The following is a 25,344-nucleotide window of genomic DNA, read 5'->3' as shown; positions in this document are numbered from 1 at the left end:
CGTCCACGAGCATCAGCGACCCATGACCTGGTTCACCGGCACCGTTGTCTTCCTGCTTGTGTGGTGGACGGCGCTGTTCTGCATCCTGCCGATCGGTACCCGCCCCGACCCGGACGGTGACATCGAGGCCGGCGGCTGGCGCGGCGCGCCGGTGGCGCCGAATCTAGGGTGGAAGCTGATCGGCACGACCGGCCTCACGGTGGTGATCTGGGCGATTCTGTATGTCGTGATCGAGAGCGACTGGCTCTCCTTCCGCACCGGCTTTTTGGCGATGCCGTGATTTTGACCGCCGATGCGGCAGGAGTAAATGCGAATGCCCGCGAATGGCGCAGGATGCGTCTGGACGGCGCATTTTCCGGTTTTTCGAACGGTCTTTCCAATTGTCCGGACCCGGCCCTGCCAGCATCCTGGGGACAGAAAGAGATTGGTTCTCTTTCTGCCGTGTGACTGGCGTTTCCTCCCTAAACTTGGGCCGCGACCTTCGGGGCGCGGCCCTTTCTTTTTGCGCCGCACGCCGCCCCTTCCGGCGCGCCCCCGCCGCCGGTAGGTTCCCGCCCGATCACAGCCTGGAATCACGCCGTGCGCCTTTCCCGCGCCTTCCTGCCGACGTTGAAAGAAACCCCCGCCGAGGCGCAGATCGCCTCCCACCGGCTGATGCTGCGCGCCGGGCTGGTGCGGCAGACCTCGGCCGGCATCTATGCCTGGCTGCCGGCGGGGCTGCGCGTGCTGCGGCGTGTCGAGCAGATCGTGCGGGAGGAACAGGACCGCGCCGGCGCGCAGGAGATCCTGATGCCGACCATCCAGTCGGCCGAGCTGTGGCGCGAATCCGGCCGCTACGACGACTACGGCAAGGAAATGCTGCGCATCACCGACCGGCACGAGCGCGAGATGCTGTTCGGCCCGACCAACGAGGAAATGGTCACCGACATCTTCAAGAGCTACGCGAAGTCGTACCGCGACCTGCCGCGCAACCTGTACCACATCCAGTGGAAGTTCCGTGACGAGGTGCGCCCGCGCTTCGGCGTCATGCGCGGCCGCGAATTCCTGATGAAGGATGCCTATTCCTTCGACGCCACGCCCGAGGGTGCCCGCCATTCCTACCGCCAGATGTTCCTGGCTTACCTGCGGACCTTCCAGCGCATGGGCCTGACCGCCGTGCCGATGCGCGCCGACACGGGGCCGATCGGCGGCGACCTCAGCCACGAATTCATCATCCTGGCCGAGACCGGCGAGAGCGGCGTCTTCTACGACGCAACCTACGAGACGACCGACTGGGCGGGGACGGATGTCGCGACCAACGACGTCGCGGGGCTCGAGGCGTTCTTCAACGGCGTGACGTCGTCCTACGCAGCGACGGACGAGATGCACGACGCAGCCGCCTGGGCCGCTGTGCCGGAGGCACGCCGTCGCGAGGGCCGCGGCATCGAGGTCGGCCACATCTTCTACTTCGGCACCAAATATTCCGCCGCGATGGGGCTGTCTCTGGCCGGGCCCGAGGGCACCACCATCATCCCGGAGATGGGTTCCTACGGCATCGGCGTCTCCCGCCTGGTCGGCGCGCTGATCGAGGCCAACCACGACGAGGCCGGCATCAAATGGCCCGACGCCGTCGCCCCCTGGGCCGCCGCGGTGCTGAACCTGCGCCAGGGCGATGCGGCGACGGATGCGATGTGCGAGGACCTCTATGCGCGCCTCGGCGATGCGGCGGTCTACGACGACCGCGGGTCACGCGCGGGCGAAAAATTCGCTGATGCCGACCTGATGGGCTTCCCCTGGCAGGCCATCATCGGTCCGCGCGGGGCCGCGGCGGGGCGCGTCGAGCTGAAGCGCCGCGCCAGCGGCGAACGGGCGGAGGTCAGCCTCGAGGACGCGGTGGCGCGCATCCTCGGCTGATGATCCGCGAGGACGCCACCCGCAGCGCGCTCTGGGCCGTGTTCACGGCCTTCGTGGTGTTCTTCACCTGCGTCTTTGCCTTCCTGCTGCTGCCAGGCCGTTCCATCGTGGCGGTTCTGCTGGTGGGAATCCTTGCGGGGCTGTTCATCGCAGGTGCCTTCCGCCTGTTCATCGAGCTGTTCGGCGACAGGATGCCCCCGGTCTGATGTTCAATGCCTTCGAACGCGCCGTTGCCTTCCGCTACCTGCGCGCGCGCAAGGGCGAGCGGCTGGTCTCGATCACCGCGATCTTCTCGCTGGTGGGCATCACGCTCGGCGTGGCCACGCTGATCATCGTGACCAGCGTGATGAACGGCTTCCGTGCCGACCTGATGAACCGGATCATCGGGCTGAACGGGCACCTGACGGTTCAGCCGGAGCGCGGCCGCGCGCTGCCGGGGGCGGAGGCGATAGCGGCGCGGCTGGCCGCACTGCCCGGCGTCGCGCAGGCCGCGCCGGCGGTGGAGGGCCAGGTGCTGCTCTCGGGCCCCGGCGGCACCGCGGCCGCCGCACAGTTGCGCGGCCTGCCGCCCGAGGCGCTGCGCGGGCGCTCCGTCATCCAGCGCGGGCTGCGCCAGGGCGACCTGGCATCCTTCGGCGAGGAGGACAGCGTGGTGATCGGCGCGCGGCTTGCGCAGCGGATGCGCCTGCAGCCTGGCGATACGCTCACGCTCGTGTTGCCCCAGGCGCGCGGCGGCGATTTCACCGAGGCGCCGCGCCAGCGCGCCATGCGCGTGGTCGCGACCTTCGATGTCGGCATGCCGGAAGTCGATGGCCGCACGATCTTCGTGCCGATCGACACCGCGCGGTCGCTGTTCAACCTGAACGAGGACGCCAGCCAGGTCGAAGTGCTGGTGGCGGACCCGTCGCGCGTTGCGGGCCTCACCGCCGAAATCCGGGCGATGCTGCCCGGCCTTCGCGTGACCGACTGGCAGCGCGCCAACAGCAGCATCTATGCCGCGGTGGTGGTGGAACGGAACGTGATGTTCCTGATCCTGACGCTGATTGTGGTGGTGGCCGCGTTCAACATCATCTCCTCGCTCACCATGCTGGTGAAGGATAAGGGGCGCGACATTGCCATCCTGCGCACCATGGGCGCGTCACGCGGCGCGGTGCTGCGCATCTTCATCCTGTGCGGTGCGACGATCGGCTGTGGCGGCACGCTGCTGGGCTTTGGGCTGGGCCTGGGCATCGCCGCCAACTTTCCCGCGCTCAAGGCGCTGCTGCTGCAGATCGAGACTTCCGTCGCGCTGCCGGCGGAACTTCGCTTCCTGATGTCCTTGCCATCGGTGGTGGATGCGCGGGAGGTGGCGTTCATCGTGGCGATGGGCTTCGCGCTGTCGTTGCTGGCCACGCTTTGGCCGTCATGGCGCGCCGCGCGGATCGACCCGGCGGAGGCGCTGCGTGGCTGAATCCCGCCCCTTCGGCGCCTTCGAACGCATGGTGGCCGGACGCTACCTGCGTGCACGGCGCGGCGAGCGCGCCGTCTCCCTGATTGCGGGCTTTTCGCTGGCGGGCATCGCGCTCGGCGTTGGCACGCTGATCGTGGTGCTGTCGGTGATGGGCGGCTTCCGGCAGGAACTGCTGGGGCGCATCCTGGGGCTGAATGGGCATCTGGGCGTGGTGGCGGCGGAGGGCACGCTGCGCGACTACGACGAGATCGCGCGCCGCATCCGTGCGCTGCCGGAGGTCGCGACCGCCGTGCCGACGCTCGAGGGCCAGGTGCTGCTGACCACCGATGCCGGGGCCTCGGCCGGCGGCCTGGTGCGCGGCATCGCGCCGGCGGATCTGCGCGCGCGCGCCATCATCGCCGACAACATCCGTGCGGGCAGCCTGGATGCCTTCGAGGGTGACGATGCCATCGCCATCGGCACGGTGCTCGCGCGGCGGCTCGACGTGTCGGTGGGCGATCGCGTGACCTTGGTCTCGCCCGAGGGCCGCGTCACCGTCTTCGGCACCGTGCCGCGGCTGCGGGCCTATCGCGTGGCTGCGATCTTCGAAGTGGGCATGCAGGATTATGATGGCGGCTTCGTCTACCAGCCGCTGGCCGCGGCACAGGTTTTCTTCCGCCAGCCGGGCCAGGTCAGCCAGATCGAGGTGCACCTGCGCGACCCGGCGGCTACCTACGACGCGGCTGACGGCATCCGTCGCGTCCTGCAAGGGCGACCCATCGTCATCCTCGATTGGCAGCGGGCCAATTCAGGCTTCTTCCAGATCGTGGAAGTGCAGCGCAACGTGATGTTCCTGATCCTGACGCTGATCATCCTGGTCGCGGCCTTCAACATCATCTCCTCCCTGATCATGCTGGTGAAGGACAAGGGGCGGGACATCGCCATCCTGCGCACCATGGGGGCGGGCAGGGCGGCGGTGATGCGCATCTTCCTGCTGTGCGGGGCGGCGATCGGGGGCGTTGGCACCGCGGTCGGACTTGCGCTTGGCCTGCTGTTCGCCGCGAACATCGAGGCGATCCGCCAGGCGCTGATGCGCGCGACCGGCACCACGGTGTTCGATCCGGAGATCTACTTCCTCACGCGCATTCCCGCGGTGGTGGACCCGTGGGAAGTCGCGCAGGTGGCGGGCCTCGGCCTCGCGCTGTCGCTCGTTGCGACATTGTTCCCGTCCTGGCGCGCCGCGCGCCTCGATCCGGTGGAGGCGCTGCGAAGTGAATGACCATCCGCCGCTGCGCCTCGCGGGCGTGGAACGCCGCTACCGCACCGAGGCGGGCGAATTGCCCGTGCTGCGCGGCGCCGACCTGACGCTGTCCGCCGGAGAGATCGTGGCGCTGGTGGCGCCGTCGGGCACCGGCAAGTCCACGCTGCTGCACCTGGCCGGACTGCTGGAAAAGCCCGATGGCGGTGAGGTGCATGTCGCCGGCCGCGCCGCAGGGTCGCTGTCGGATGAGGCGCGCACCGCGATCCGCCGCACCACCATCGGCTTCGTCTACCAGTTCCACCACCTGCTGCCGGAATTCACGGCGGAGGAGAACATCGCCCTGCCGCAGATGGCGGCCGGCGTGGCGCGTGGCGCGGCGGGCGCGCGGGCGCGCGAACTGCTCGCCGCCTTCGGGCTGACCGGGCGCGAGAGCCACCGGCCGGGCAAGCTCTCGGGCGGGGAACAGCAGCGCGTGGCGATCGCCCGCGCTCTCGCGAACCGTCCGCGCGTGCTTCTGGCGGACGAACCCACCGGCAACCTCGATGTCGGCACATCGGACCGCGTCTTCGCGGAACTGCTGGAGCAGGTGCGCGGGCATGGCGTGGCGGCGCTGATCGCGACGCACAATCCGGAGTTGGCGCGGCGGATGGACCGCATCGTGACGTTGCGGGACGGCAAGGTGGCGCCGGCCTGATCACCGCCCCCCCCCCCCGGAAGGATGTGACGCCGGCCGATGGCAAGATCGCCCGCGGCCGGCGCGTCCGTCAGGCCATGAGGAACAGCACGAGGCCGGCCGCAATGACACCGGCTCCGCCCGTCTGAACGAGTGAGTCCCGCTTGCCCAGCCAGCGACCGCCCACATAGCCGATCGTCAGCAGCAAAGCGGACCCGACCAGCATGCCGATGATCGTCAGGACCACGCTGTCCCCGATCTCCGCGCCGTGCGCAAACCCGTGGATCAGGCCGATCGCCGCTGCGAGAGGGAACGCCAGTTCCACCCGCCGGGGCCCGCCGATCCCGACGGCGACGCCGAGCAGCACCACGGAGCCGGAGACGAGCAACTCGGTCCCGCCCGGCGGGGTGATCAGCAGGCCCAGAAGGATGCCCACGACCAGCCCTCCGAGGAATGTGCCCGGCAGCAGCCACGCGCGCGCCAACCCCACCTGTGACGACCAGAACCCGATTGCCAGCATCGCGATGAGGTGGTCCAGGCCGAGGAGAGGATGCGCCAATCCCGATCCCAGGCCGTTCGCCGCTCCGGCATGCGCGATGGCCGGCCCGGCAGCGAGCAGGAAGAGCACAGGCGCGAAGGCACGCGACCATGGAATCGTCATCGGGAGCACTCCGTGAAGATGGCTTCGGGTCAGGCATGGTCGCGCCGCATCGGTGCCTGCGCAAGGCTGCCATGCCACACGAATCGCAGTCCGGTGGGTGCCTGTTCTGCACGGGCGCCCGCGCAGTGTATCGTTCGGGAATGATCGAGTCCGGCCGATGAGCCCGTCTTCGTCCTTCATTCACCTGCACGTCCATTCCGCCTATTCGCTGAGCGAGGGCGCAATCAAGGCCGACAAGCTGGCCTCACTGGCCGTCGACCACGGCATGCCGGCGGTCGCGCTGACCGACAGCGCCAACATGTTCGGCGCCCTTGAATTCGCCGAGGCCTGCGCAAAGAAGGGCATCCAGCCCATCATGGGCTGCCGGCTGTTCCTGGCGCGCGCCGAGACCGACCCGGACCGTCCGGACGCCGCACGCCAGAACCCTGATCCGCTGGTGGCGCTGGCGATGGATGCGGCGGGGTTGGACAACCTCCAGCGGCTCTCGTCGCACGGCTTCCTGCGCGACGATCCGTCCGGCAAGCCGGCCGTCACGCTCGACCTGCTGCGCGACCATGCGGCGGGGCTGTTCCTGCTGACGGGCGGCACGCTCGGCCCGGTCGCGCGGCTGATCGGGGAGGGGCGGCGCGAGGGTGCCGCACGCATCCTGGACGTGCTGCGCGAGGCCTTTCCCGGTCGGCTGGCGGTCGAACTGCACCGCCACGGGCTGCCACAGGAACCGGCGATCGAGGCCGGGCTGTTGTCCCTGGCGCAGCAGGCCCGCCTGCCCATCGTTGCCGCCAACGACGTGTATTTCGCCAAGCCCGAGATGCACGAGGCACACGACGCGTTGCTGTGCATCGCCGAGGGCCGCACCATGGCCGAGCGCGAGCGCCGGCGCGTCACCCCCGAGCACTGGTTCAAGCCGGCGGCGGCGATGCGCGCGCTGTTCCACGACGTGCCGGATGCCTGCGACAATACGCTGGCGATCGCGCGCATGTGCGCGGTGATGGCGGAATCGAAGAAGCCGGAATTGCCGGTCTGCCCGAAGGTCTCGCCCGGCATGACCGAGGCCGAGACGGTGCGCGCCATGGCCAAGGCCGGGCTGGAGCGGCGCCTCGATGCACTGCAGCCGCCGCCGGACGAGGCCGCGCGCGCCACCTATCGCGACCGGCTCGACTACGAGTTGTCGGTCATCGAGAAGATGGGCTTCTCGGGCTACTTCCTGATCGTCGCGGACTTCATCCAATGGGCCAAGGCGCAAGTGCCACCCATTCCGGTCGGCCCCGGGCGCGGTTCGGGCGCGGGGTCGGTCGCGGCCTGGTCGCTGCTGATCACCGACCTCGACCCGCTGCGCTTCGGGCTGCTGTTCGAACGCTTCCTGAATCCCGAGCGGGTGTCGATGCCCGACTTCGACATCGACTTCTGCCAGGACCGGCGCGACGAGGTGATCCGCTACGTGGTCAACGAGTACGGTGCGGACCGCGTCGCGCAGATCATCACCTTCGGCAAGCTGCAGGCCAAGGCGGCGGTGCGCGACGTGGGGCGCGTGCTGGGCATGCCCTATGGCCAGGTGGACAAGATTGCATCCCTCATCCCGTTCAACCCTGCCAAGCCGGTCGGCCTGGCGGAGGCCATCGCCGGCGAGCCGCGGCTGTCGGAGATGCGCGACGGGGATGAGCAGGTGGCGCGCCTGCTCGATATCGCGCAGCAGGTGGAGGGGCTGTACCGCAATGCCTCCACCCATGCGGCAGGCGTGGTGATCGGGCGCAAGCCGCTGATCGACATCGTGCCGCTGTACCGCGACCCGCGGTCGGACATGCTGGTCACGCAGTACTCGATGAAATACGCGGAAGCGGCGAGCCTGGTGAAGTTCGACTTCCTCGGTCTCAAGACGCTCACGGTGATCGAACGTGCGCTCGGCATCCTGAAGGGGCAGGGGATCGCGATCGACATCATGGCGATCCCGCTCGACGACCCGGCCACCTACGCCATGCTGGCCAAGGGCGACGCGGCGGGGGTGTTCCAGTTCGAAGGGCAGGGGATGCGCGACTGCCTGCGACAGATGCGCGCCTCGCGCTTCGAGGATCTGGTCGCGGCGGTGGCGCTCTATCGCCCTGGGCCGATGGCGAACATCCCGGCCTATTGCGCGCGCAAGGCGGGTGAGCCCTGGGCGGCCCCGCACCCGGCGATCCACCATGTGCTGGCCGAGACCTTCGGCATCATGGTGTATCAGGAACAGGTCATGCAGATCGCGCAGGACATGGCCGGGTATTCCCTGGGTGCGGCCGACCTGCTGCGCCGCGCGATGGGCAAGAAGATCCGCGCGGAGATGGAAGCGCAACGAAAGATCTTCTGCGACGGCGCGGAAGCACGCGGCATCGAGGCTGCCAAGGCGGCCGAGATCTTCGACCTGATGGAGCGCTTCGCCGACTACGGCTTCAACAAGTCCCACGCGGCGGCCTATGCGCTGGTCAGCTACCAGACGGCCTGGCTGAAGGCGAACCACCCGGTGGCGTTCATGGCGGCGTCGATGACGCTGGACGTGTCGAACACCGACAAACTCGCCGGCCACATGCAGGAATGCGCGCGGCTGGGCATCCCGATCCTGCCGCCGGATATCAACCGATCAGGCGCGGAGTTCCGGGTCGAAACCACGCCCGAGGGCAAGCAGGCGATCCGCTTCGCGCTGGCCGCGGTGAAGCGCGTGGGCGAGGCGGCGATGCGCGACCTAGCCGCGGCGCGCGATGCCGCGGGCCCGTTCCAGTCGCTGGCCGAACTGGCCGCGCGGGTCGACCCGAAGCTGCTGAACAAGATGCAGATCGAGAACCTGGCCCGCGCCGGCGCCTTCGAGCCGCTGGAGAAGAACCGCGCCCGGGTGATGGCCGGCGCCGAGACCATTCTGCGCCGGGCGCAGGCCAATGCCGAGGAACGCGGGTCCGGCCAGATCGGCCTGTTCGGCGCGGACGCCGCGCAGGACGAACCGCTGCGCCTGCCAGACGTTCCGGATTGGCCGCTGTTCGAACGCCTGGCGCATGAAGCGGAGGCCGTCGGCTTCCATCTCTCGGCGCATCCGCTGGATACCTATCGGAAGGCGCTGCAGCGCCTGGGGGTGACGCCCTCGGCGCATATCGCCGACCGGGCGCGCGGCGGCTCGGCCCGGCTGAAGCTGGCCGGGACCGTGGTGAATTCCAAGGAACGCACCACCAAGACCGGCAGCCGCATGGCCTGGGTGCGCCTGTCCGATGCCCAGGGCTCCTACGAGGTGACTTGCTTCTCGGAGGTGCTGAACCGGTCGCGCGACCTGCTCGCCGAGGGCAAGGCCGTGCTGGTCACGGCCGATGCGCGGATGGAGGGCGAGGCGCTGCGCCTGACCGCGACCGATGTCGAGGCGCTGGAGAAGGCTGCCAATGGCGCCGGCGGCGGCATCCGCCTCTGGATCGAGGATATCCAGGCGGTGGACCCGATCCGCGACATCCTGGCGCGGGAAGGCCGTGGCCGCGGGCGCGTGGTGCTGGTGCCGCGGATCGCGCTGGGCCAGGAGGTCGAGGTGGCGCTGCCGCAAGGGTGGAATGTCGGGCCGCGAGTGCTGCAGGCGATGAAGGTGCTGCCGGGGGTTTCGGCGGTGGAGGAGATCTAGGCCGCTGCGCGCGCCAGGGGCCCGTTCGCGCGAACCTCGCCCAGGCGTTTTATTTCCATAATATACCTTATGCGGCAATCATACGCGCCAGGGTTTGGCTGCCTCGCCCCTCCGGACCCCGCCCATTTGCCGCACCTGCAGCGCGCGATCCCTAGCGGGGTCCCGGCGTCTCCCCGTGCCACCTGTGGCGTGCGAGCGTCCGGCCGACAGTCACGCCACTCGCCGACGCCGTTTGCTTGCCCGCAACGTCCTGACCCGCGACAGCCGTTGGACCGCTCAGTCGAGCGATGCGAACCCGGGTGCAAACGGACGCGCCGCCAGGAAGGCCGCCGCCGCGCGCAACACCAGCGCATCCGCGCAGCGTGGCCCAGCGATCTGCAGCCCGATCGGCAGTCCCTGCCCGTCCCGGCCACACGGCACCGAGACCGCCGCGCCATGCGACAGGTCGAAGGGATACGAGAACTCCGCCCAGACCAGCCAGTCCCAGACATGGTCGGGCCAATGCGCCGGGCGCTGCCGCCCGACCTCGAAGGCCGTGACCGAGGCCGCCGGCGTCACCAGCAGGTCCCAGCCGGAGGCAAACCAGTCGCCGATCTCGGCCGCGTAGGCGATCCGCTTGCCCTGGGCGGCGATCGCCTGGGCCAGGGTCATGGTGCCGTATTCCGCCAGGCAGGCCGCCAGCCCCGGGTCCTGCTGCGCGCGGCGGGCCGGGTCTTCCTCCGCAAAGGGCAGCATCGCCACGCCCCAGAGGTCGCGTTCCAACCCCGGCCCCTTCGGGCCCCAGGGCGGCGAGACCTCCTCAACCCGCGCACCGGCCTCCGCGAAGGCTGCAACGGCGGCGCGCACGGCGGCGGCGACGTCCGGGTCGACGCGCGCATGGCCCAGGTCCGGACTATAGGCGATGCGCAGCCCGCGCAGATCGGCCGGGCCGACATCTCCGGCCCGGAATCCGCCCGGTAATGTCGTATGATCAGAAGGATGTAGCCCGGACATTACTTCCAATATCAGCGCTGCGTCCGCCACCGTGCGGGTGATTGGCCCCGCATGGGAGAGCGACTGGTTGTTCGTCACCGGCGCATAGGGCACCAAGCCGAAGGTCGGCTTGTGCCCCACCGCGCCACAGAAATGCGCTGGCAGCCGGATCGACCCCGCGCCATCCGTGCCCAGGTGCAGCGCCCCGCAGCCGGCCCCGGCCAGAGCCGCCGCGCCGGACGACGAGCCACCGGCCGTAACCCCATGCTTCCACGGGTTATGCGTATGCCCGGTCAAGGGGCTGCTGCTGACCGCCGTCCAGCCGTATTCGGTGGCCGTCGTCTTGCCGAGGATGATCCCCCCGGCGCCCTTCAGCCGCGCCACCACCGGCGAATCATGGCCCATCGGCGTCGGGTCGGTCAGCCGCGATCCGCGCCGGGTCGGCAGTCCCGCGACCGCCGTGATGTCCTTGACCGTGACCGGCACGCCGTGCAGCGGGCCGAGTTCGTCATCGCCCATCGCCGCTGCCTCGGCCGCACGCGCGGCCTCCAGGGCGCGCTCGGCATCCAGCACAGCGAAGGCATTCAGCCGCGGTTCCCAGGCCGCGATGCGGTCGAGCACGGCCCGCACCACCTCGACCGGCGAAGCGCGCCGCGTGCGGATCAGCCGGGCCTGTTCGGTCGCCGGCAAGGTGGCGAGGTCGCTCATGCCGCGTCCTGCCATGCCGCAACATCGAGGAAGGTCGATTGGTAGCAGGCCCCTTCGCCCATGTCGGTGCGCCGTTCGTCGCACAGCATGTTCACCGTGCCGGACACGGCCTCGCCATCCGGGCGCTGGCCGGGCACCAGCACCACGCCGGGGCGAACTTCGTCGCTGACGCGCAGCACCAGCCCGACCTTGCCGCGATCGTTGAACAACAGGACCTTATCGCCCTCGGCCAGACCCCGGCGCGTGGCTTCCTCGGGGTGCAGGATGGCGCAGGGCTCGCCCTCGCGCTTGCGCAAGAAGGGCGAGGCGGCATACGCCGTATGCGCCTGGAAATACCCCGGCGCGGTCAGCAGGCGCAGCGGCCAACGGGCGGCGTCGGCGGCCTCGACCGGGTCTTCCTCCCAGGTCGGCATCGGCGGGACGCCCTGACGGTCCAGCGTTTCGGAATAGATCTCGAGCCGGCCGGAGGGCGTGCGGAACTCCTGCGCGGCCGGCGGCGCGACCTTCACCGGGCCTTCGAAGACCCGCGCCGGGTCCACCGCCGCGATGATGCCGGTGGCGCCCTTGAAGAACTCCGGAACCAGGTCGCGTGGGGCGGCGCTGAAGGCGCGGTCCGTCAGCCCCATCCGCCGGCCGAGGTCCTGCGCCAGGTGAAAATTCGACCGGGCTTCGTGCTGCGGCGGCACGGCGGCCGGCGCGTATTGCATCCGGTAGGTGCCGTAGGAGCGGTAGAAATCCTCTGTTTCCAGATAGGTGGTGGCCGGCAGCACGATATCGGCGTAGCGCGCGGTGTCGGTCAGGAAAGGGTCGTGCACCACGGTGAACAGGTCCTCGCGCGCCAGCCCGCGGCGCAGGCGGTTCACGTCCGGATTTGTCACGGCCGGGTTGTTGGCGGCGATGAACAGGGCGCGCAGCGGCGGGTCGCGCATCTCCTCCAGCGCCTCGCCGAGCGCCAGGTGGTTCACCATCCGCGCGCTGGCCGGGCCGGAGGGGCGGTTCAGCACGCCGAACTGGAAATCCATCGACCCGGCCGCGAGCAGCAATGCCCCGCCCCCTGCCCGGCCATAGGCACCGGTCAGCGCCGGCAGCGTCGCGACCGCGCGCAACGCCTGGCCGCCCTTCGCGAGGCGCGTCATGCCCTCGCCGAGGCGGATCAGCGACGCCTTTGCCGCGCCGTACATGGCCGCAAGCCGTTCCACATCGGCGACCGACAGCCCGGTGATGGAGGCCACGCGGTCCGGCGGGAAGTTCGGCAGGACTTCCGTCGACCATCGTTCAAAACCAAGCGTATGCGCGGCGATGTAGTCGCGGTCCAGCAGCCCGTCCCGCAACAGGATATGCGCGATCCCGCAGGCCAGCGCCGCATCCGTGCCGATGCGGATGGGCAAATGCCAATCCGCCCGCGCCGCGGTCTGGCTGCGCCGCGGGTCGATCACCACCAGTTGCACGCCGGACTTCCGCACCTTCTCGAGCAGCGCCCAGAAATGCACGTTCACCGCCATCAGGTCGCAGCCCCAGGCGATCACCAGGTCGGAATGGACCACGGATTCCGGGTCGGTGCCGCCGACCGGGCCGCAGGTCATGTCCCAGGCGGTCTCGCAGCAGGTGTCGCAGACCGTGCCGGCCTGCAGGCGGGACGTGCCAAGCGCATGGAACAGCCCGCTCACCAGCCGCCGGTTCATGTGCCCCTGATGGGCCGAATAGGCATAGCCGAGGATCGCCTCCGGCCCGCTCTCGGCGATGATGGCCTTCCAGCGGGCGGTGATCTCGTCCAGCGCCGCATCCCAGGTGATGGGTTCGAACCGGCCGCTGCCTTTCGGCCCCGAGCGGCGCAGGGGCGTGCGCAGCCGGTCGGGCGAATGCACCGTCTCGGTGTCCCGCGTGACCTTCGCGCAGGCGAATCCGGCGGTCCAGGCCTCGTCCGCATCGCCCTGGATGCGCAGGACACGGCCATTCTCGACCTCCGCGACCAGCGAGCACATGTCGGGACAGTCATGGGCACAGACGACACGGACCTTGGACATGCGGGGCGGATCCTTGCTGGGCGGCGCGCAACAGCCGCGCGTCCTGGCAGTCTCGGCGGCGTGGCGGCGGCTGACAACACCGCGCGGGGGCTTGCGGGCGCCGCGACGGCGCGGGAGGAAGGACGGCCACGCCCCCCCACGGATGCGCCATGCCCCAGGACCCCGCCACCGCGACGCTGCACCTGATCGAGGTCATGGCCCGGCTGCGCCACCCCGAGACCGGCTGCCCCTGGGACCAGGTGCAGGATTTTGCGAGCATCGCACCCTACACCATCGAGGAAGCCTACGAGGTCGAGGACGCGATCGCGCGGGGCTCCCCCGCCATCCTTCTGGACGAGCTCGGCGACCTGCTGTTCCAGGTGGTCTACCACGCCCGTATGGCGGAGGAGCGCGGCTGGTTCGCCTTCGCCGACGTGGCGGGCGCCATCTCCGACAAGATGATCCGCCGCCACCCGCATGTGTTCGGGGCCGAGGAAACCCGCACCGCCGACCAGCAGGTGGCGGCCTGGGAGGTTCAGAAGGCCGCCGAGCGCGCCACCCGTGCCGAGACCGGCACGCTGGCCGGCATCCCGACCGGCCTGCCCGCCCTGACCCGCGCCGCCAAGCTCACGCGCCGCGCCGGGCGGGTAGGTTTCGACTGGCCTGACGCCGTGGCCGTGCTCGACAAGCTCGAGGAGGAGGCTGCCGAGCTACGCGCGGAACTCCGCAGTGATGGCCATCCCGCTGATCCTGCGGCATTACGCGATGAGGTGGGCGACCTGCTCTTTGTGCTGGCGAACCTCGCCCGCAAACTGGACCTCGACCCGGAGGACTGCCTGCGAGGTGCCAACCGAAAGTTCGAACGTCGGTTCAGCTATATCGAACAAACTTTGAAAGTTGCAGGAAAAACACCTGCGGAAAGTACACTGCACGAAATGGAAACCCTTTGGTCCGACGCGAAACGCGTGGAGCGTGAGACATGATACGAGTTATCGCCGCGATCGGCCTGATTCTGTGGTTTGTCTTCCCACATGAGGCAAACGCCCAGCCCCGCCGCACCCTCCATGACGCCGCCGGCGCCGGGCGCATCATCGCCGCGCCGTATGGCAGGGGCGAGATCCTTCGCCTCACCCGCGGCGGCACGGCCGTGTTTGAAGCCCGCGCGCAGCGCTTCGAACCCTTCGGCGATGCCGCCCAGCTGGCTGTCGCGCCGGGTGTCACGCTCATCGGCATCACCGGGTGGACCGGCGGCGCCTATTGCTGCTGGACGCTCCATCTGTTCCAACGCGGCCCCCAGGGGATCGCCCATGTCGCCTCCCTGCCGCTGGGCAAGCGGGAACCCGCGGTGCTGCGCCTGATGCCGCCCGGCGGCCCGGGCATGGTGCTGGCGGATGCGGCCTTCGACTTCTGGGACGCCCCCGCCAGCCGGGCTTCCGACCTGCACCCGACGATCCCGCTCCACTGGAACGGGCGAGCGGTGGTGCCGGACGTGGTCGCCATGCGCCGCCCGGTGTCGGCCGCGATCGGCACCGCCTGCGCCGACATGACAGCGCCCGAGGAGATGCCCCCGCCGGAACAGCGCATCGCCACCTACCCGGACATACCCGCGGCCATCGCGGCCCTGCGCGCACGCGACTGGTCGGCGCGGGACGGGGTGCATCCCGGCGTCGAGGCCGCACGCCTCGCCGCCTGCCTGGTCTATGCCGGCCACGCCACCGAGGCGCAGCGCCTGCTGCGCGCCGCCTGGCCCGAGGGTGTGCCGGGCCTGGCCGAAACCGAACGGCAACTCGCCGCCCGCATCGCCTGCAGCCCCTTCGCCGGCGCGGTGCGCGCCGCCAACCCGCCGCGGGCGCCCTACACCACGGCAGCCTGCCGGCCGAACGGGCCGGACCAGACCGCGGTCTATGCGCTGGATTGGCGATAGCCGGCGCCTTGTCGGCCATGGCGACGCCTGGCGCTGGGATGCGCTTGGCTTCGCGCACAGCCGCCGCGCCAGACCCGTGCGCCGAGACGCCGGGCTACGCCGCCGGCCGGCATCAGACCGGCCGGGTTTCCGCCCGCACCGTCACGCGGCCCTCGGGCAGCGGAATGAATTCGGCCTCGTCTCCGGGAACCTTGGCGAAGCGGCCGGCCTTCCAGTCGGCCTTGGCCTGCTCCAGCCGCTCGCGCGAGGAGGCGACGAAGTTCCAGTGCAGGTAGCGCGGCCCGTCCATCACCGCCCCGCCGAGCATCAGCAGTCGCGCGCCCTGCGGGCCGGCCGTGAGTGCCAGCGCATCCCCGGCGCGGAACACCAGCATCCGCCCGGCCTCGAAGGTCGTATCCGCGACGCTGACACTGCCCTGCACCACATAGGCGCCGCGTTCCTCGTGCCCGTCGGGCAGCGGCAGACGCGCGCCAGGTGCCAGCATCGCATCGGCGTAGAATAGCGGCGAGGACACCTCGACCGGCGCGCGCAACCCCCAGCCCTCGCCGGCAATGAGGCGCATCCGGACGCCCCCATCGTCGATGAAAGGCAGCGCTCCGGCGTCGTGGTGCGCAAAGGCGGGCGCGGTCTCCTCGGCGTGCTTCGGCAGCGCCACCCAGGACTGGATGCCGAACATCCGCCGCGCCGGCAGTTCGCGCTGCGCCGCGTCGGTGCGTTCGGAATGCACGATGCCGCGCCCGGCGGTCATCCAATTGAGTTCGCCTGGGCGGATCGGCTGCTGCGACCCGAGGCTGTCGCGGTGCAGGATCTCGCCCTCGAACAGGTAGGTCACGGTGGACAGGCCGATATGCGGGTGCGGGCGCACATCCAGCCCCTGCCCCGTCAGGAATTCCCCCGGCCCCATCTGGTCGAAGAAGATGAAGGGGCCGACCAACTGGCGCTCACGCGCCGGCAGGGCGCGCCGCACCTCGAAGCCACCCACGTCGTGGGCGCGCGGGATGATGACGGTCTCGATGCCGGGCGGGGGCGGCGGGCAGAGCGGGTCGGTCTCGTCGAGCGTGGACATGGCGTCTCTCCTGGGGCTGTCCCCCATGTCGGATGGCCGCGAGGGATTGCCCAGCGCAAGCTTCAAATGGCGGCGATCACCGGCGCTGATGGCCGGGAGCGACATCCGACCCGATCACGATGCGCCCGACAACCGTGCCGCTCGCCAACGTCACCGCCGCGGACGTTGAAGCGCGGATCGCATCGCATGCCATTCAACCCAGGGTGCGGAGCAGGCACGCCACCGCCCGGAGTGGAGGCCAGGGTGCGTGAGCATGCCTACCATCCGCGCTGATCGATCCGAAGTCCGCCGGCCTGGTCTGGAGGGGCCCTGACAGCCGGTGGGGAGGCGCAGCGTTCAGGCGGCGTCGCCCTCATCCGAGGCGCCGGGGGCTGGATACAGGATCGTTACCACCTCGACCTCCTCGGCGCCGGCGGGGGTGCGGATGCGCCGCAGGTCCCCCACCCGCGCGCCCAGCAGGGCGCGCGCCACCGGCGCCACCCAGGCGATGTCGCCGCGCTCGGCATCGGCCTCGTCGACGCCGACGATGCGGATCGTCACCTCCGCGTCGTCCGAAACGCGCGCATAGGTCACCGTTGCCCCGAAGAAGACCTGGTCGCGCTTCGCCTGCGCCGCCGGATCCACCACCTGCACGCGGTCCAGCCGCTTGCGCAGGAAGCGCACGCGCCCGTCGATCTGCCGCAGCCGCCGCTTGCCGTACTGGTAGTCGGCGTTCTCCGACCGGTCGCCGAGCGATGCCGCCCAGGAGACCACCTCCACCACCTTGGGCCGTTCATCCTCCCACAGGGCGCGGATCTCCTCGCGCAGGGCGGCCGCGCCGGCAGGGGTCATGTAGAAGGGCGTGCCGGGGGGAAGGCCGGGCGGGGTGTCCTCGCCCTCGTCGTCGTCGCTCACGGGTCGAGCAGCGCGGCGCGCAGCGCCTCCCAGGACGCGCGGTCCGGCGCACAGATCAGCCCGCCATCGCGATGCGTGGGCCGATAGTCGCTGCCATCGAAGCGCGCCGCGTAACCGCCGGCCTCGCGGTGCAGCAACCAGCCCGGCAGGTGGTCCCAGGGCATCAGCCGGTTGTACAGCTGCGCATGGGCATGCCCGCCCGCCGTCAGCCGGTATTCATGCGCCGCACAGCGATAGCCCACCGTGCCGGCCAGCCGCGGCAGGCGCGCCGTGACCCGCGCGCGCAGCGGTTCCGGCAGATAGGTCCAGGACACCGCCGCCACCATGCGCTCCACCGGCGCGGGCGCCGCCACGCGCAAGTCGGCCATGTGGCGGCCCTGAGCATCGGCGAGCCAGGCCCCCTCACCACGCAGCGCCATGGCGGTGTCGTCGCCGAGCGGGTCGTGGATCCAGCCCGCCACCACCTCGCCCTTCACGACGGCGGCCGCCATGCAGCCGAACAAAGGCACGCCCGCGGCGAAATTCGCCGTGCCATCCACCGGATCCACCACGAAAGCCAAGTCGGCATCCACCAACCGGTCCAGCACGGCCGGGTCGGCGGCGCAGGCTTCCTCCCCCACCACCACGCAGCCGGGGAACAGGCGTGTCAGGCCGGCTTCGATCACGCGCTCCGCGGCCTCGTCGGCATCGGTGACCAGGTCTAGCGGGCCGGACTTGGCGCGCACCGCGCCCTGCGCCAGGCGGCGGAAGCGCGGCAGGATCTCGGCGCGCGCGGCCTCGCGCAACAGGGCCGCGACATCGGCCGCGCGGGCGGCGCCGATCATGCGCGGCCTTCGAAGCGCGCGCGGTCGGCGGACGAGATGCGTACGGTCAGGCGGATCGCCTCCTCGCCATCCTGGCGCGCCAGCACCTCGGCATGCGCATAGAGCCAGGCCAGGCCGGCGCCGTCGGTGGTGGGCAGGCTGACCTCCATCGTCTCGAGGCCCGCCGACAGGCGCGCATCGATGGCGCGGCGCAGTTCGTCCAGGCCTTCGCCGGTCAGCGCCGAGACCGGCACCGCGCCGGGCGCGCGGCGTGCCACGGAATCGACGCCGCCGAGCAGGTCGGACTTGTTCAGCACCTCGACCACGCGTTCCTCCCAGTCGGCTTCGAGCGCGGCATCGGGGCCCTCGGCCATCTCGGCCATGACGCCGAGCACATCGGCGCGCTGCGCGGCGCTGTCGGGATGCGCGATGTCGCGCACATGCAGGATGATGTCCGCCGCCGCGACTTCTTCCAGCGTGGCGCGAAACGCTTCCACCAGCTGCGTCGGCAGGTCGGAGATGAAGCCCACCGTGTCCGACAGGATCGCCGTGCGCCCGGACGGCAGCCGGATGGCGCGCATCGTGGGATCGAGCGTCGCGAACAGCTGGTCCTGGGCGTACACGCCCGCCCCGGTGAGTTCGTTGAACAGCGTGGACTTGCCGGCGTTGGTATAGCCGACCAGCGCGACCACAGGGTAGGGCACGCGCGCCCGCGCGCTGCGATGCAGGCCGCGGGTGCGGCGCACCTGCTCCAGTTCGCGCTTGAGCTTCACGATGCGGTCGGTAATCAGGCGGCGGTCGAGCTCGATCTGGCTTTCGCCAGGCCCGCCCAGGAAGCCGAAGCCGCCGCGCTGGCGTTCGAGGTGCGTCCAGGACCGCACCAGGCGCGTGCGCTGGTAGTCCAGATGGGCCAATTCGACCTGCAGCGCGCCTTCCTTCGTGCGCGCGCGCTCGCCGAAGATCTCGAGGATCAGGCCTGTGCGGTCGATCACCTTGCAGCCCCAGGCGCGTTCCAGGTTGCGCTGCTGCACGGGCGTCAGCGCAGCATCGACGACGACGACGCCGACCTCCTGTTCCTTCAGCGCCTGGCCGATCATCGCGACCTGGCCTTCGCCCATCAGGGTGGAGGGGCGGCGCTCACGCAGCGGATGCACCGCGGAATGCACGATGGTGACGCCGATCGAGGCCGCGAGCCCGACGGCTTCGGCCAGCCGCGCCTCGGCCGCGCGATGCCCGCCGGCATCGCCGATGGCAACGCGGTTGGACCGTTCGTGGGGCAGGATGACGGCGGCGCGGGTGGGTACGCCGCCGCGCGCGTCAGTCGCTTCCGCCAGGGGCCACCTCGCGCGACAAGGTCATGCGCGTCTCGGACGGCGACGAGGTGCCGGCGGACGGCGCGGTGCCCTGGGTCGCCCCCTGGGCGGCCGCGTCGAACAGCATGATCGGCGCGCCTGGCATCACCGTGCTGATTGCGTGCTTGTAGACCAGCTGGGTATGCCCATCGCGGCGCAGCAGCACCGAGAAGTTGTCGAACCAGGTGATGATGCCCTGCAGCTTCACGCCGTTCACCAGGAAGATCGTCACGGGGGTCTTGGATTTGCGAACATGATTCAGGAACACGTCCTGCACGTTCTGGGACTTCTCGGCGGCCATTGGGACCGGTCCTTCTGTTCTTGCCGGTCACCGACCGGTCTGCGGACCGGCGAAAACCATTTCCGGCCGCCGGCAGGCGAGAGTTTCCCCGCCCTGTCAGGCCTTGGCAAGGGAAAGCAGGTGCGCTTCCAGCGCATGGCCATCGCGGAATGCCGCATCGGGCTGCGCGGCCGTCACGCCGCCGTCATGTGCCGCATCGCCGAGCAGCACGGCGCGGCAGCCCGCGGCGCGCGCCGCCTGCATGTCGAGCACGGTGTCGCCGATGTACCAGACCTGCGACGATGCCGGCACGCCAAGGCGTTCGAGCGCCAGCAGCAAGGGTGCGGCGGAAGGCTTGTCGGCGCTGGCATCACCGGCCCCGACAAGCGCGCCGAATCGCGTGGCCCAGCCCAGATGGGCGGCCTCGGCGCGCAGCAGCGCACCCTGCTTGTTCGACACCACCGCCTGCGGGCCCAGCGCCGCCGCGGCCCCGATGGCCTGCGCCGCGCCGGGCATCGGGTGCAGCACGTCCAGATGGCAGGACCGCACCGTGGCGTAGAAGATGTCGCGCGCACGCTCCCACTCCGCGCCGAACATCGGCGGGAAGGATTCGGGCAGCGACTTGCGCACACGTGTGAGCACCGTCGCGCGGTCCCATTCGGGCAGGGCAAAGGCGCGGAAGGCGGCGTTCAGCCCGGCCTCGATCGCCGCCCAGCCGTCGACCAGCGTATTGTCCCAGTCCCAGAGAATCGCGGTGGGGCGGGTCATCCGCGGAGCTGATTCAGCAGGCCGAGCATGTCGCCCATCACCCACAGATGCCGGATGCGCCCGACATCGAGCGTGAAGAACCCCACGCCTTCCCAGGCGAGCGTCCGCCCGCTGGGCGGCGCATCAAGGAACGGCCCGGCATCATGCACGCCGGAGAAGCGCACCCGCGCCGCGACGCGCTCGCCATCCACCAGCAGGTCCAGCACCTCGCAGCGATAGGTCGAGAAGGCATGGCGGACCGAGCGCACATAGGCGCCGAAGGCCTCAAGGCCCCGCATGGTCTGCCCGAAGGTGCCCTGGAAGGCGACGTCCTCGTGCATCAACGCGGGCAGGCGCGCGAGATCGCCGGCTTCCCAGAGCTCGGCGTAGAAGGCGCGGATGACCTCGGCGTTGCCGGTGGTCACGCGGCGTTCTTCATGCCGCCCTTCACATGGCGGGCGAAGATGTCGAAGAGCTGGCGCACCACCGGGCCGACCTTGCCATCACCGACCGGCGCGCCGTCGATCTTGAGGATCGGCTTCACGAAGGAAGTGGCGGAGGTAATGAAGGCCTCGCGTGCGCGCTTCATCTCGTCCAGGGAGAATTCGCGCAGCTCCACCGCGATGCCGGCCTGCTGCAGTTCCGCGATCAGCGCCGCGCGCGTGCAGCCGGGCAGGATGGCGTCGTCCAGGTGCCGCACGCGGATCACGCCGTGCTCGTCCACGATCCAGAAGGAGGTCGCGGCACCTTCGGTCACCATGCCGGTCTGCGGGTCGAACAGCACGGCCTCGATCGCGCCCTGCTCGCGCGCCGCCTGGCGGGCCAGGCAATTGGGCAGAAGGTTCACGGTCTTGATGTCGCAGCGCGCCCACCGCAGGTCGGGCGCGGTGATGACCGACGCGCCCCAGCGGTCCACATCGGTCGGGTAGGGCGCGATGCGCTTGATGGTGACAACCAGCGCCGGCGGCGTGGGCTGGGTCGGGAAGGCATGGTCGCGCCGGGCCACGCCGCGCGTGACCTGCATGTAGAGCAGACCCTCGGTCACGCGGTTGCGGCGCGCGACTTCGCGCAGCACCAGCCGCAGCGCGGCGCGCGACATCGGCATGGGCAGGCGGATTTCCCGCAGCGAGCGTTCCAGCCGGTCGAGGTGCAGGTCTTCGTCGATGTAGCGCCCATCATACAGGTGCACGACCTCGTAGATGCCGTCGCCGAACTGGTAGCCGCGGTCCTCGATGTTCACGCTGGCTTCGGGCTGCGGCACGTAGCGGCCGTTCACATAGGCGATGCGGGACATGCGGTCCTGTCCTTCAGGCGTTGCCGACGGTGCCGGCTGGGCTCGCGCGGTCCTCGGCATGCACGCCGAGGAATTTCAGCTTCCGGTGCAGCGCGCTGCGCTCCATGCCGACGAAATTCGCGGTGCGCGAGATGTTCCCCCCGAAGCGCAGCAGCTGCGCCTCGAGATACTGGCGTTCGAACAATTCCCGCGCCTCGCGCAGCGGCAGCGTCATGATCTCGGAACTGCGGTCGAGCTTGAGCACCGCGGGTGCCGCGGCGCCCACCTGCGGGGGCAGCATGTCGGGGCGGATGGGTTCGCGCGCCTCGCCCGGCGCCATGATGAGCAGCCAGTCGATCAGGTTGCGCAACTCGCGCACATTGCCCGGCCAGTCATAGGCCTGCATGGCGGCCAACGCGTCTTCGCTCAGCTCGCGCCGGGCCATGCCGGTCGTCTCGGTGGACCGGCCGATGAAGTGGCGTGCGAGCAGGGGCACGTCCTCGCGACGTTCGCGAAGTGCGGGCACGCGCAACGGCACGACGGCGAGGCGGTAGTACAGATCTTCCCGGAAGCGCCCGGCCGCGATCTCGGCCTGCAGGTCGCGGTTCGTGGTGGAGAGCACGCGCACATCCACCTTCACCCGCGTGCCGCCGCCGATGCGCTCGAAACCCTGTTCCTGCAGGGCGCGCACGATCTTGCCCTGCGTCTCCAGCGGCATGTCCGCGATCTCATCGAGCAGCAGCGTGCCGCCATGGGCGCGTTCCAGCACGCCGGCGCGGCGCGGCTGGGCGGAGGCATCGGCGCCGGCCTCGATGCCGAACAGCTCCTCCTCGAAGCGGGCGGGGTTCAGCGTGGCGCAGTTCAGCACCAGGAAGGGTCCATCGGCGCGGCGAGAACGCGCATGGATCATCCGCGCCGCGACTTCCTTGCCCGCCCCCGCGGGGCCGGTGATCAGCACGCGCGATCCGGTCGGCGCGACCTTCTCGATCGCCCCGCGCAACTGTCCGACCGGCGCGGACCCACCCAGCAGGTCGGTCTCGGGCCCGGCGCGCAGGCGCAATTCGCTGTTCTCGCGCCGCAGCTTCGCCGCTTCCAGTGCGCGTGAGACGATCAGCAGCAGGCGGTCGGACTTGAAGGGCTTCTCGATGAAGTCGTAGGCGCCCTGCTGGATCGCCTGCACCGCGGTCTCGATCGTGCCGTGGCCGGAGATCATGATCACCGGCACCTGCGGTTCCTCGACATGCAGGGCTTCGAGGATGCCCAGGCCGTCCAGCCGCGAGTTCTGCAGCCAGATGTCCAGGATCACGAGCGAGGGCCGGCGCTGCCGGAAGGCCGCGATGGCGCTGTCCGAATTGTGCGCCTGGCGCGTCTCGTAGCCCTCGTCGGACAGGATGCCCTCGATGAGCGTCCGGATGTCCGGTTCGTCGTCTACGATCAGGATCTCATGCGCCATGCGCGACCTTCGCTCCCTCGCCGGTCCTGGCGGCATCGGGGCCGGCCTCCGCCGCGGCACGGACGGGCAGCACCAGCATCACCCGCGCGCCGGGGCCATCCCCCCGGTCTTCCAGAACAAGCTTCCCGCCATGGTCCTCCATGATCTTCTTCACGATGGCAAGGCCAAGCCCGGTTCCCTTTGCCTTGTGAGTGACATAGGGCTCGGTCAGGCGGTCGCGGTCCTCCTCCTGTGGCAGGCCGACTCCGTCATCGGCGACGGCGATGGTCACCTGATCGGGGGTCGCGCGGACGGTCGCGGTGATGCGCCCGGCCCCCTCGGCGGCACGCATCGCGACCGCATCGGCGGCGTTCTGGAGCAGATTCGTCAGCGCCTGGCCGATCAACCGGCGGTCGCAGGGGATCACCGGCGCGGGGTCGGCATAGTCGGTCTCGTAGGTGATGTCGGGATGCGCGTCGCGCTGCAGCACGAGCGCCTCGCGCAGCAGGTGGTTGGCGTCCTCGGGGCGGATCACCGGCTGGGGCATCCGCGCGAAGGCGGAGAATTCATCGACCATCCGCCCGATGTCGCCGACCTGGCGCACGATGGTGTCGGTGCATTGCCTGAAGGTGTCGGGGTCGTCAGTGATCTGCTTGAGGTAGCGGCGCTTCAGCCGTTCCGCGGAGAGTTGGATCGGCGTCAGCGGGTTCTTGATCTCGTGCGCGATGCGCCGCGCCACATCGGCCCAGGCGGCCTTACGCTGGGCCGACAGCAATTCAGTGATGTCGTCGAAGGTCAGCACGTAGCCCTCGACCCGCCCGCCCTGCATCTCCGCGCCCAGGCGCGCGATGAAGGTGCGCCGGGCATTGGGCGAACCCGACCGGATCTCCGCGGTCTGCGGCCGGTCGGGCGTGGCGCGCGCGGCGTCGATCAGCGGCGCGAATTCCGGCGCCACGCCGGCCAACGGCAGCCCGATCGCGGCATCGAGGTCGACACCCAGCAGCGCCGAGGCCGAGCGGTTCGGCAGGTTCACCCGCCCCTCCGCATCCAGCCCGATCACGCCCGCGGTGACACCGGACAGCACCGTTTCCGTGAAGCGCCGCCGTTCGTCGATCTGCCGATAGGCCTCCATCAGCTCGCCGCGCTGCGCACCCAACTGGCTGGTCATGCGGTTGAAGGCGCGCGACAGGGATGCGACCTCGTCATCCGCCTCGCCCTCCTGCACACGCGTGGCGAGGTCGCCGGCGCGCACGCGCTCCGCCGCCGTGATCAGGCGCGAGATGGGGCGCGCGATGCGGTTCGCGATCAGCAGCCCGAGCAGCACAGCGCCCAGCAGCACCAGCAGCGTCGCGATGGCGAAGATCAGCACGAAGGTGATCTGCAGGTCGCCGCGGTTGCGGTCCAGCCGGTCGTATTCCTGGAAGGCCAGTTCCGTGGTGCGCATGTGCTCCAGCACGCCGGGATCGACCGGGCGCGAGATCATCAGCAGCAGTCCGGGCGGGATATTGAGCTGCACCAGCGCGCGCACCCGCCCCTCCCCGCTCTCGCCCGGCAGCACCGCGACTTCGCCCGCGCGCGCCGCCTCCATGGCCCATGATGGCGGGACATCCACCACCGATCCCGTGGTCAGCCCCGCCGAGGCGATCACCTGGCCGAGCGTCGGTTCCACCACCAAGGATTCGGTCAGGCCACGGATGCCGGTATGCGTGGCCAGCAGGCGCGCGAAGGCGATGCCGTTGTCGGGCAGCAGCACCGGCGCGGCACGGTTCAGGTCGTTGGCGATGGCCAGGATATCGGCGCGGATGGTGTTGCGGTGTTCCTCGAGATAGGCGCGCGAGGCCACCAGCGAGGCTTCCAGCGTGTCCCTCACCCGGTCGGAGAACCAGGACTGGATGCCGAGGTTGAAGAACAGCGCCGCGAAGCCCGCCACCAGGATCGACGGGCCCACCGCCACCACGCCGAACAGCAGCACCAGGCGCACATGCAGCCGCGACCCGGCCGACCCGCGCCGGCGTTCCACCCACATGCGCACCACGCGCGCCACCAGCGACGCCGCCAGGAGCAGCAGCACGGCCAGGTTCGCCAGGATGATGCCGACCACCTGCCCCGGCCCGGTCGGACCCAGCGGGGTGCCCCCGGACAGCACGGCGAAGGTCGCGAGCCCGAGCACCAGGGCCAGAAGGGCCATGCCGATGGTGGCACTCGGCCCGAGCAGCGCATCGCCGAGTCGCCGCCCCCAGGATCCCGGCGCGGTCGGTTCGCCCCCGATCGGCCCGGGGGGCTGGGCAGCGCGCGATTCCGGGCGGCCCGCGGCGCGGCGTTGGAACAGGCCCTTCATGTCAGGGCCTGTACAC

At 70.3% G+C, this 25,344-nt stretch carries 23 protein-coding genes; 10 read left to right on the top strand and 13 right to left on the bottom strand.

Going from position 1 to position 25,344, the window contains the following annotated elements:
- Positions 1-22: 22 nt before the first annotated feature.
- The 7 genes from MWM08_RS12495 (at position 23) to MWM08_RS12465 (ending at position 5,277) form a co-directional block, all read left to right on the top strand.
- A complete protein-coding gene (locus MWM08_RS12495) occupies positions 23-280 on the top strand; it encodes a DUF1467 family protein (protein ID WP_244459768.1) in 258 nt (85 codons plus the stop codon).
- The gene (locus MWM08_RS12490) at positions 277-447 is read left to right on the top strand and encodes a hypothetical protein (protein WP_244459767.1); all 171 of its coding nucleotides are present in this window, start codon (positions 277-279) and stop codon (positions 445-447) included. The genes MWM08_RS12495 and MWM08_RS12490 overlap by 4 nt, the downstream gene beginning before the upstream one ends.
- Positions 448-579: 132 nt before the next feature.
- Positions 580-1,893 carry a proline--tRNA ligase gene (proS, locus tag MWM08_RS12485; RefSeq protein ID WP_244459766.1) on the top strand — a complete coding sequence of 438 codons (1,314 nt, stop codon included), beginning with the start codon at positions 580-582 and terminating at the stop codon, positions 1,891-1,893.
- On the top strand, positions 1,893-2,099 hold the full coding sequence (locus MWM08_RS12480; protein ID WP_244459765.1) for a hypothetical protein: 207 nt from the start codon (positions 1,893-1,895) through the stop codon (positions 2,097-2,099). The genes proS and MWM08_RS12480 overlap by 1 nt, the downstream gene beginning before the upstream one ends.
- Positions 2,099-3,343, top strand: a complete 1,245-nt coding sequence (locus MWM08_RS12475; RefSeq protein ID WP_244459764.1) for a lipoprotein-releasing ABC transporter permease subunit — start codon at positions 2,099-2,101, stop codon at positions 3,341-3,343. The genes MWM08_RS12480 and MWM08_RS12475 overlap by 1 nt, the downstream gene beginning before the upstream one ends.
- Before the next feature lie 28 nt (positions 3,344-3,371).
- Positions 3,372-4,601, top strand: coding sequence for a lipoprotein-releasing ABC transporter permease subunit (locus MWM08_RS12470; RefSeq protein ID WP_244459951.1), 1,230 nt, complete (start codon positions 3,372-3,374; stop codon positions 4,599-4,601).
- Positions 4,594-5,277 (top strand): ABC transporter ATP-binding protein, encoded by a 684-nt coding sequence (locus MWM08_RS12465; RefSeq protein WP_244459763.1) that lies wholly within the window; start codon positions 4,594-4,596, stop codon positions 5,275-5,277. The genes MWM08_RS12470 and MWM08_RS12465 overlap by 8 nt, the downstream gene beginning before the upstream one ends.
- A gap of 70 nt (positions 5,278-5,347) precedes the next feature.
- On the opposite strand, the gene MWM08_RS12460 is transcribed toward MWM08_RS12465, so the two are convergent.
- Entirely contained in the window at positions 5,348-5,917 is a 570-nt protein-coding gene (locus tag MWM08_RS12460) for a HupE/UreJ family protein (protein ID WP_244459762.1), read from the bottom strand.
- A 157-nt stretch (positions 5,918-6,074) separates the two neighbouring features.
- Here MWM08_RS12460 and dnaE point away from each other — a divergent pair, with 157 nt between their 5' ends.
- Entirely contained in the window at positions 6,075-9,536 is a 3,462-nt protein-coding gene (dnaE, locus tag MWM08_RS12455; protein ID WP_244459761.1) for a DNA polymerase III subunit alpha, read from the top strand.
- Between the two features lie 276 nt (positions 9,537-9,812).
- Here the strand turns inward: dnaE and MWM08_RS12450 are convergent, their stop codons facing one another.
- Together MWM08_RS12450 and MWM08_RS12445 are read right to left on the bottom strand one after the other, a co-directional pair.
- Positions 9,813-11,216: an amidase family protein gene (locus tag MWM08_RS12450; RefSeq protein WP_244459760.1), complete on the bottom strand. Its 1,404-nt coding sequence runs from the start codon at positions 11,214-11,216 to the stop codon at positions 9,813-9,815.
- Entirely contained in the window at positions 11,213-13,240 is a 2,028-nt protein-coding gene (locus MWM08_RS12445) for a molybdopterin-containing oxidoreductase family protein (RefSeq protein ID WP_244459759.1), read from the bottom strand. The genes MWM08_RS12450 and MWM08_RS12445 overlap by 4 nt, the downstream gene beginning before the upstream one ends.
- 149 nt (positions 13,241-13,389) lie before the next feature.
- On the opposite strand from MWM08_RS12445, the gene mazG reads away from it, so the two are divergent.
- Both mazG and MWM08_RS12435 read left to right on the top strand, forming a co-directional pair.
- Positions 13,390-14,202, top strand: coding sequence for a nucleoside triphosphate pyrophosphohydrolase (mazG, locus tag MWM08_RS12440; protein ID WP_244459758.1), 813 nt, complete (start codon positions 13,390-13,392; stop codon positions 14,200-14,202).
- Positions 14,199-15,143, top strand: a complete 945-nt coding sequence (locus MWM08_RS12435; protein ID WP_244459757.1) for a hypothetical protein — start codon at positions 14,199-14,201, stop codon at positions 15,141-15,143. Before mazG ends, MWM08_RS12435 begins: the two co-directional genes overlap by 4 nt.
- Before the next feature lie 112 nt (positions 15,144-15,255).
- Here MWM08_RS12435 and MWM08_RS12430 read toward each other — a convergent pair whose 3' ends face one another.
- The 10 genes from MWM08_RS12430 to MWM08_RS12385 form a co-directional block, all read right to left on the bottom strand.
- Positions 15,256-16,209: a pirin family protein gene (locus tag MWM08_RS12430; protein WP_244459756.1), complete on the bottom strand. Its 954-nt coding sequence runs from the start codon at positions 16,207-16,209 to the stop codon at positions 15,256-15,258.
- A 336-nt stretch (positions 16,210-16,545) separates the two neighbouring features.
- Positions 16,546-17,040 carry a transcription elongation factor GreB gene (greB, locus tag MWM08_RS12425; protein WP_423816048.1) on the bottom strand — a complete coding sequence of 165 codons (495 nt, stop codon included), beginning with the start codon at positions 17,038-17,040 and terminating at the stop codon, positions 16,546-16,548.
- Between the two features lie 59 nt (positions 17,041-17,099).
- The gene (locus MWM08_RS12420) at positions 17,100-17,927 is read right to left on the bottom strand and encodes an inositol monophosphatase family protein (protein ID WP_244459754.1); all 828 of its coding nucleotides are present in this window, start codon (positions 17,925-17,927) and stop codon (positions 17,100-17,102) included.
- The gene (gene hflX, locus MWM08_RS12415) at positions 17,924-19,240 is read right to left on the bottom strand and encodes a GTPase HflX (RefSeq protein WP_244459950.1); all 1,317 of its coding nucleotides are present in this window, start codon (positions 19,238-19,240) and stop codon (positions 17,924-17,926) included. The genes MWM08_RS12420 and hflX overlap by 4 nt, the downstream gene beginning before the upstream one ends.
- Positions 19,224-19,559 carry an RNA chaperone Hfq gene (gene hfq / locus MWM08_RS12410; protein ID WP_244459753.1) on the bottom strand — a complete coding sequence of 112 codons (336 nt, stop codon included), beginning with the start codon at positions 19,557-19,559 and terminating at the stop codon, positions 19,224-19,226. The genes hflX and hfq overlap by 17 nt, the downstream gene beginning before the upstream one ends.
- Before the next feature lie 96 nt (positions 19,560-19,655).
- Positions 19,656-20,306, bottom strand: coding sequence for an HAD family hydrolase (locus MWM08_RS12405; RefSeq protein ID WP_244459752.1), 651 nt, complete (start codon positions 20,304-20,306; stop codon positions 19,656-19,658).
- Positions 20,303-20,710 carry an ester cyclase gene (locus MWM08_RS12400; RefSeq protein ID WP_244459751.1) on the bottom strand — a complete coding sequence of 136 codons (408 nt, stop codon included), beginning with the start codon at positions 20,708-20,710 and terminating at the stop codon, positions 20,303-20,305. Before MWM08_RS12400 ends, MWM08_RS12405 begins: the two co-directional genes overlap by 4 nt.
- Positions 20,707-21,579, bottom strand: coding sequence for a D-amino-acid transaminase (locus tag MWM08_RS12395; RefSeq protein ID WP_244459750.1), 873 nt, complete (start codon positions 21,577-21,579; stop codon positions 20,707-20,709). Before MWM08_RS12395 ends, MWM08_RS12400 begins: the two co-directional genes overlap by 4 nt.
- A 13-nt stretch (positions 21,580-21,592) precedes the next feature.
- Positions 21,593-23,011 (bottom strand): nitrogen assimilation response regulator NtrX, encoded by a 1,419-nt coding sequence (gene ntrX, locus MWM08_RS12390; RefSeq protein WP_244459749.1) that lies wholly within the window; start codon positions 23,009-23,011, stop codon positions 21,593-21,595.
- Positions 23,001-25,328, bottom strand: coding sequence for a sensor histidine kinase NtrY-like (locus tag MWM08_RS12385; protein WP_423816035.1), 2,328 nt, complete (start codon positions 25,326-25,328; stop codon positions 23,001-23,003). Before MWM08_RS12385 ends, ntrX begins: the two co-directional genes overlap by 11 nt.
- Positions 25,329-25,344 lie beyond the last annotated feature (16 nt).

The organism is Roseomonas fluvialis, from assembly GCF_022846615.1.
GTDB classification, from domain to species: Bacteria; Pseudomonadota; Alphaproteobacteria; order Acetobacterales; family Acetobacteraceae; genus Neoroseomonas; species Neoroseomonas fluvialis.
Note: the sequence above shows the minus strand (reverse complement) of the source record. Positions and strands in the feature narration are given on the sequence as shown.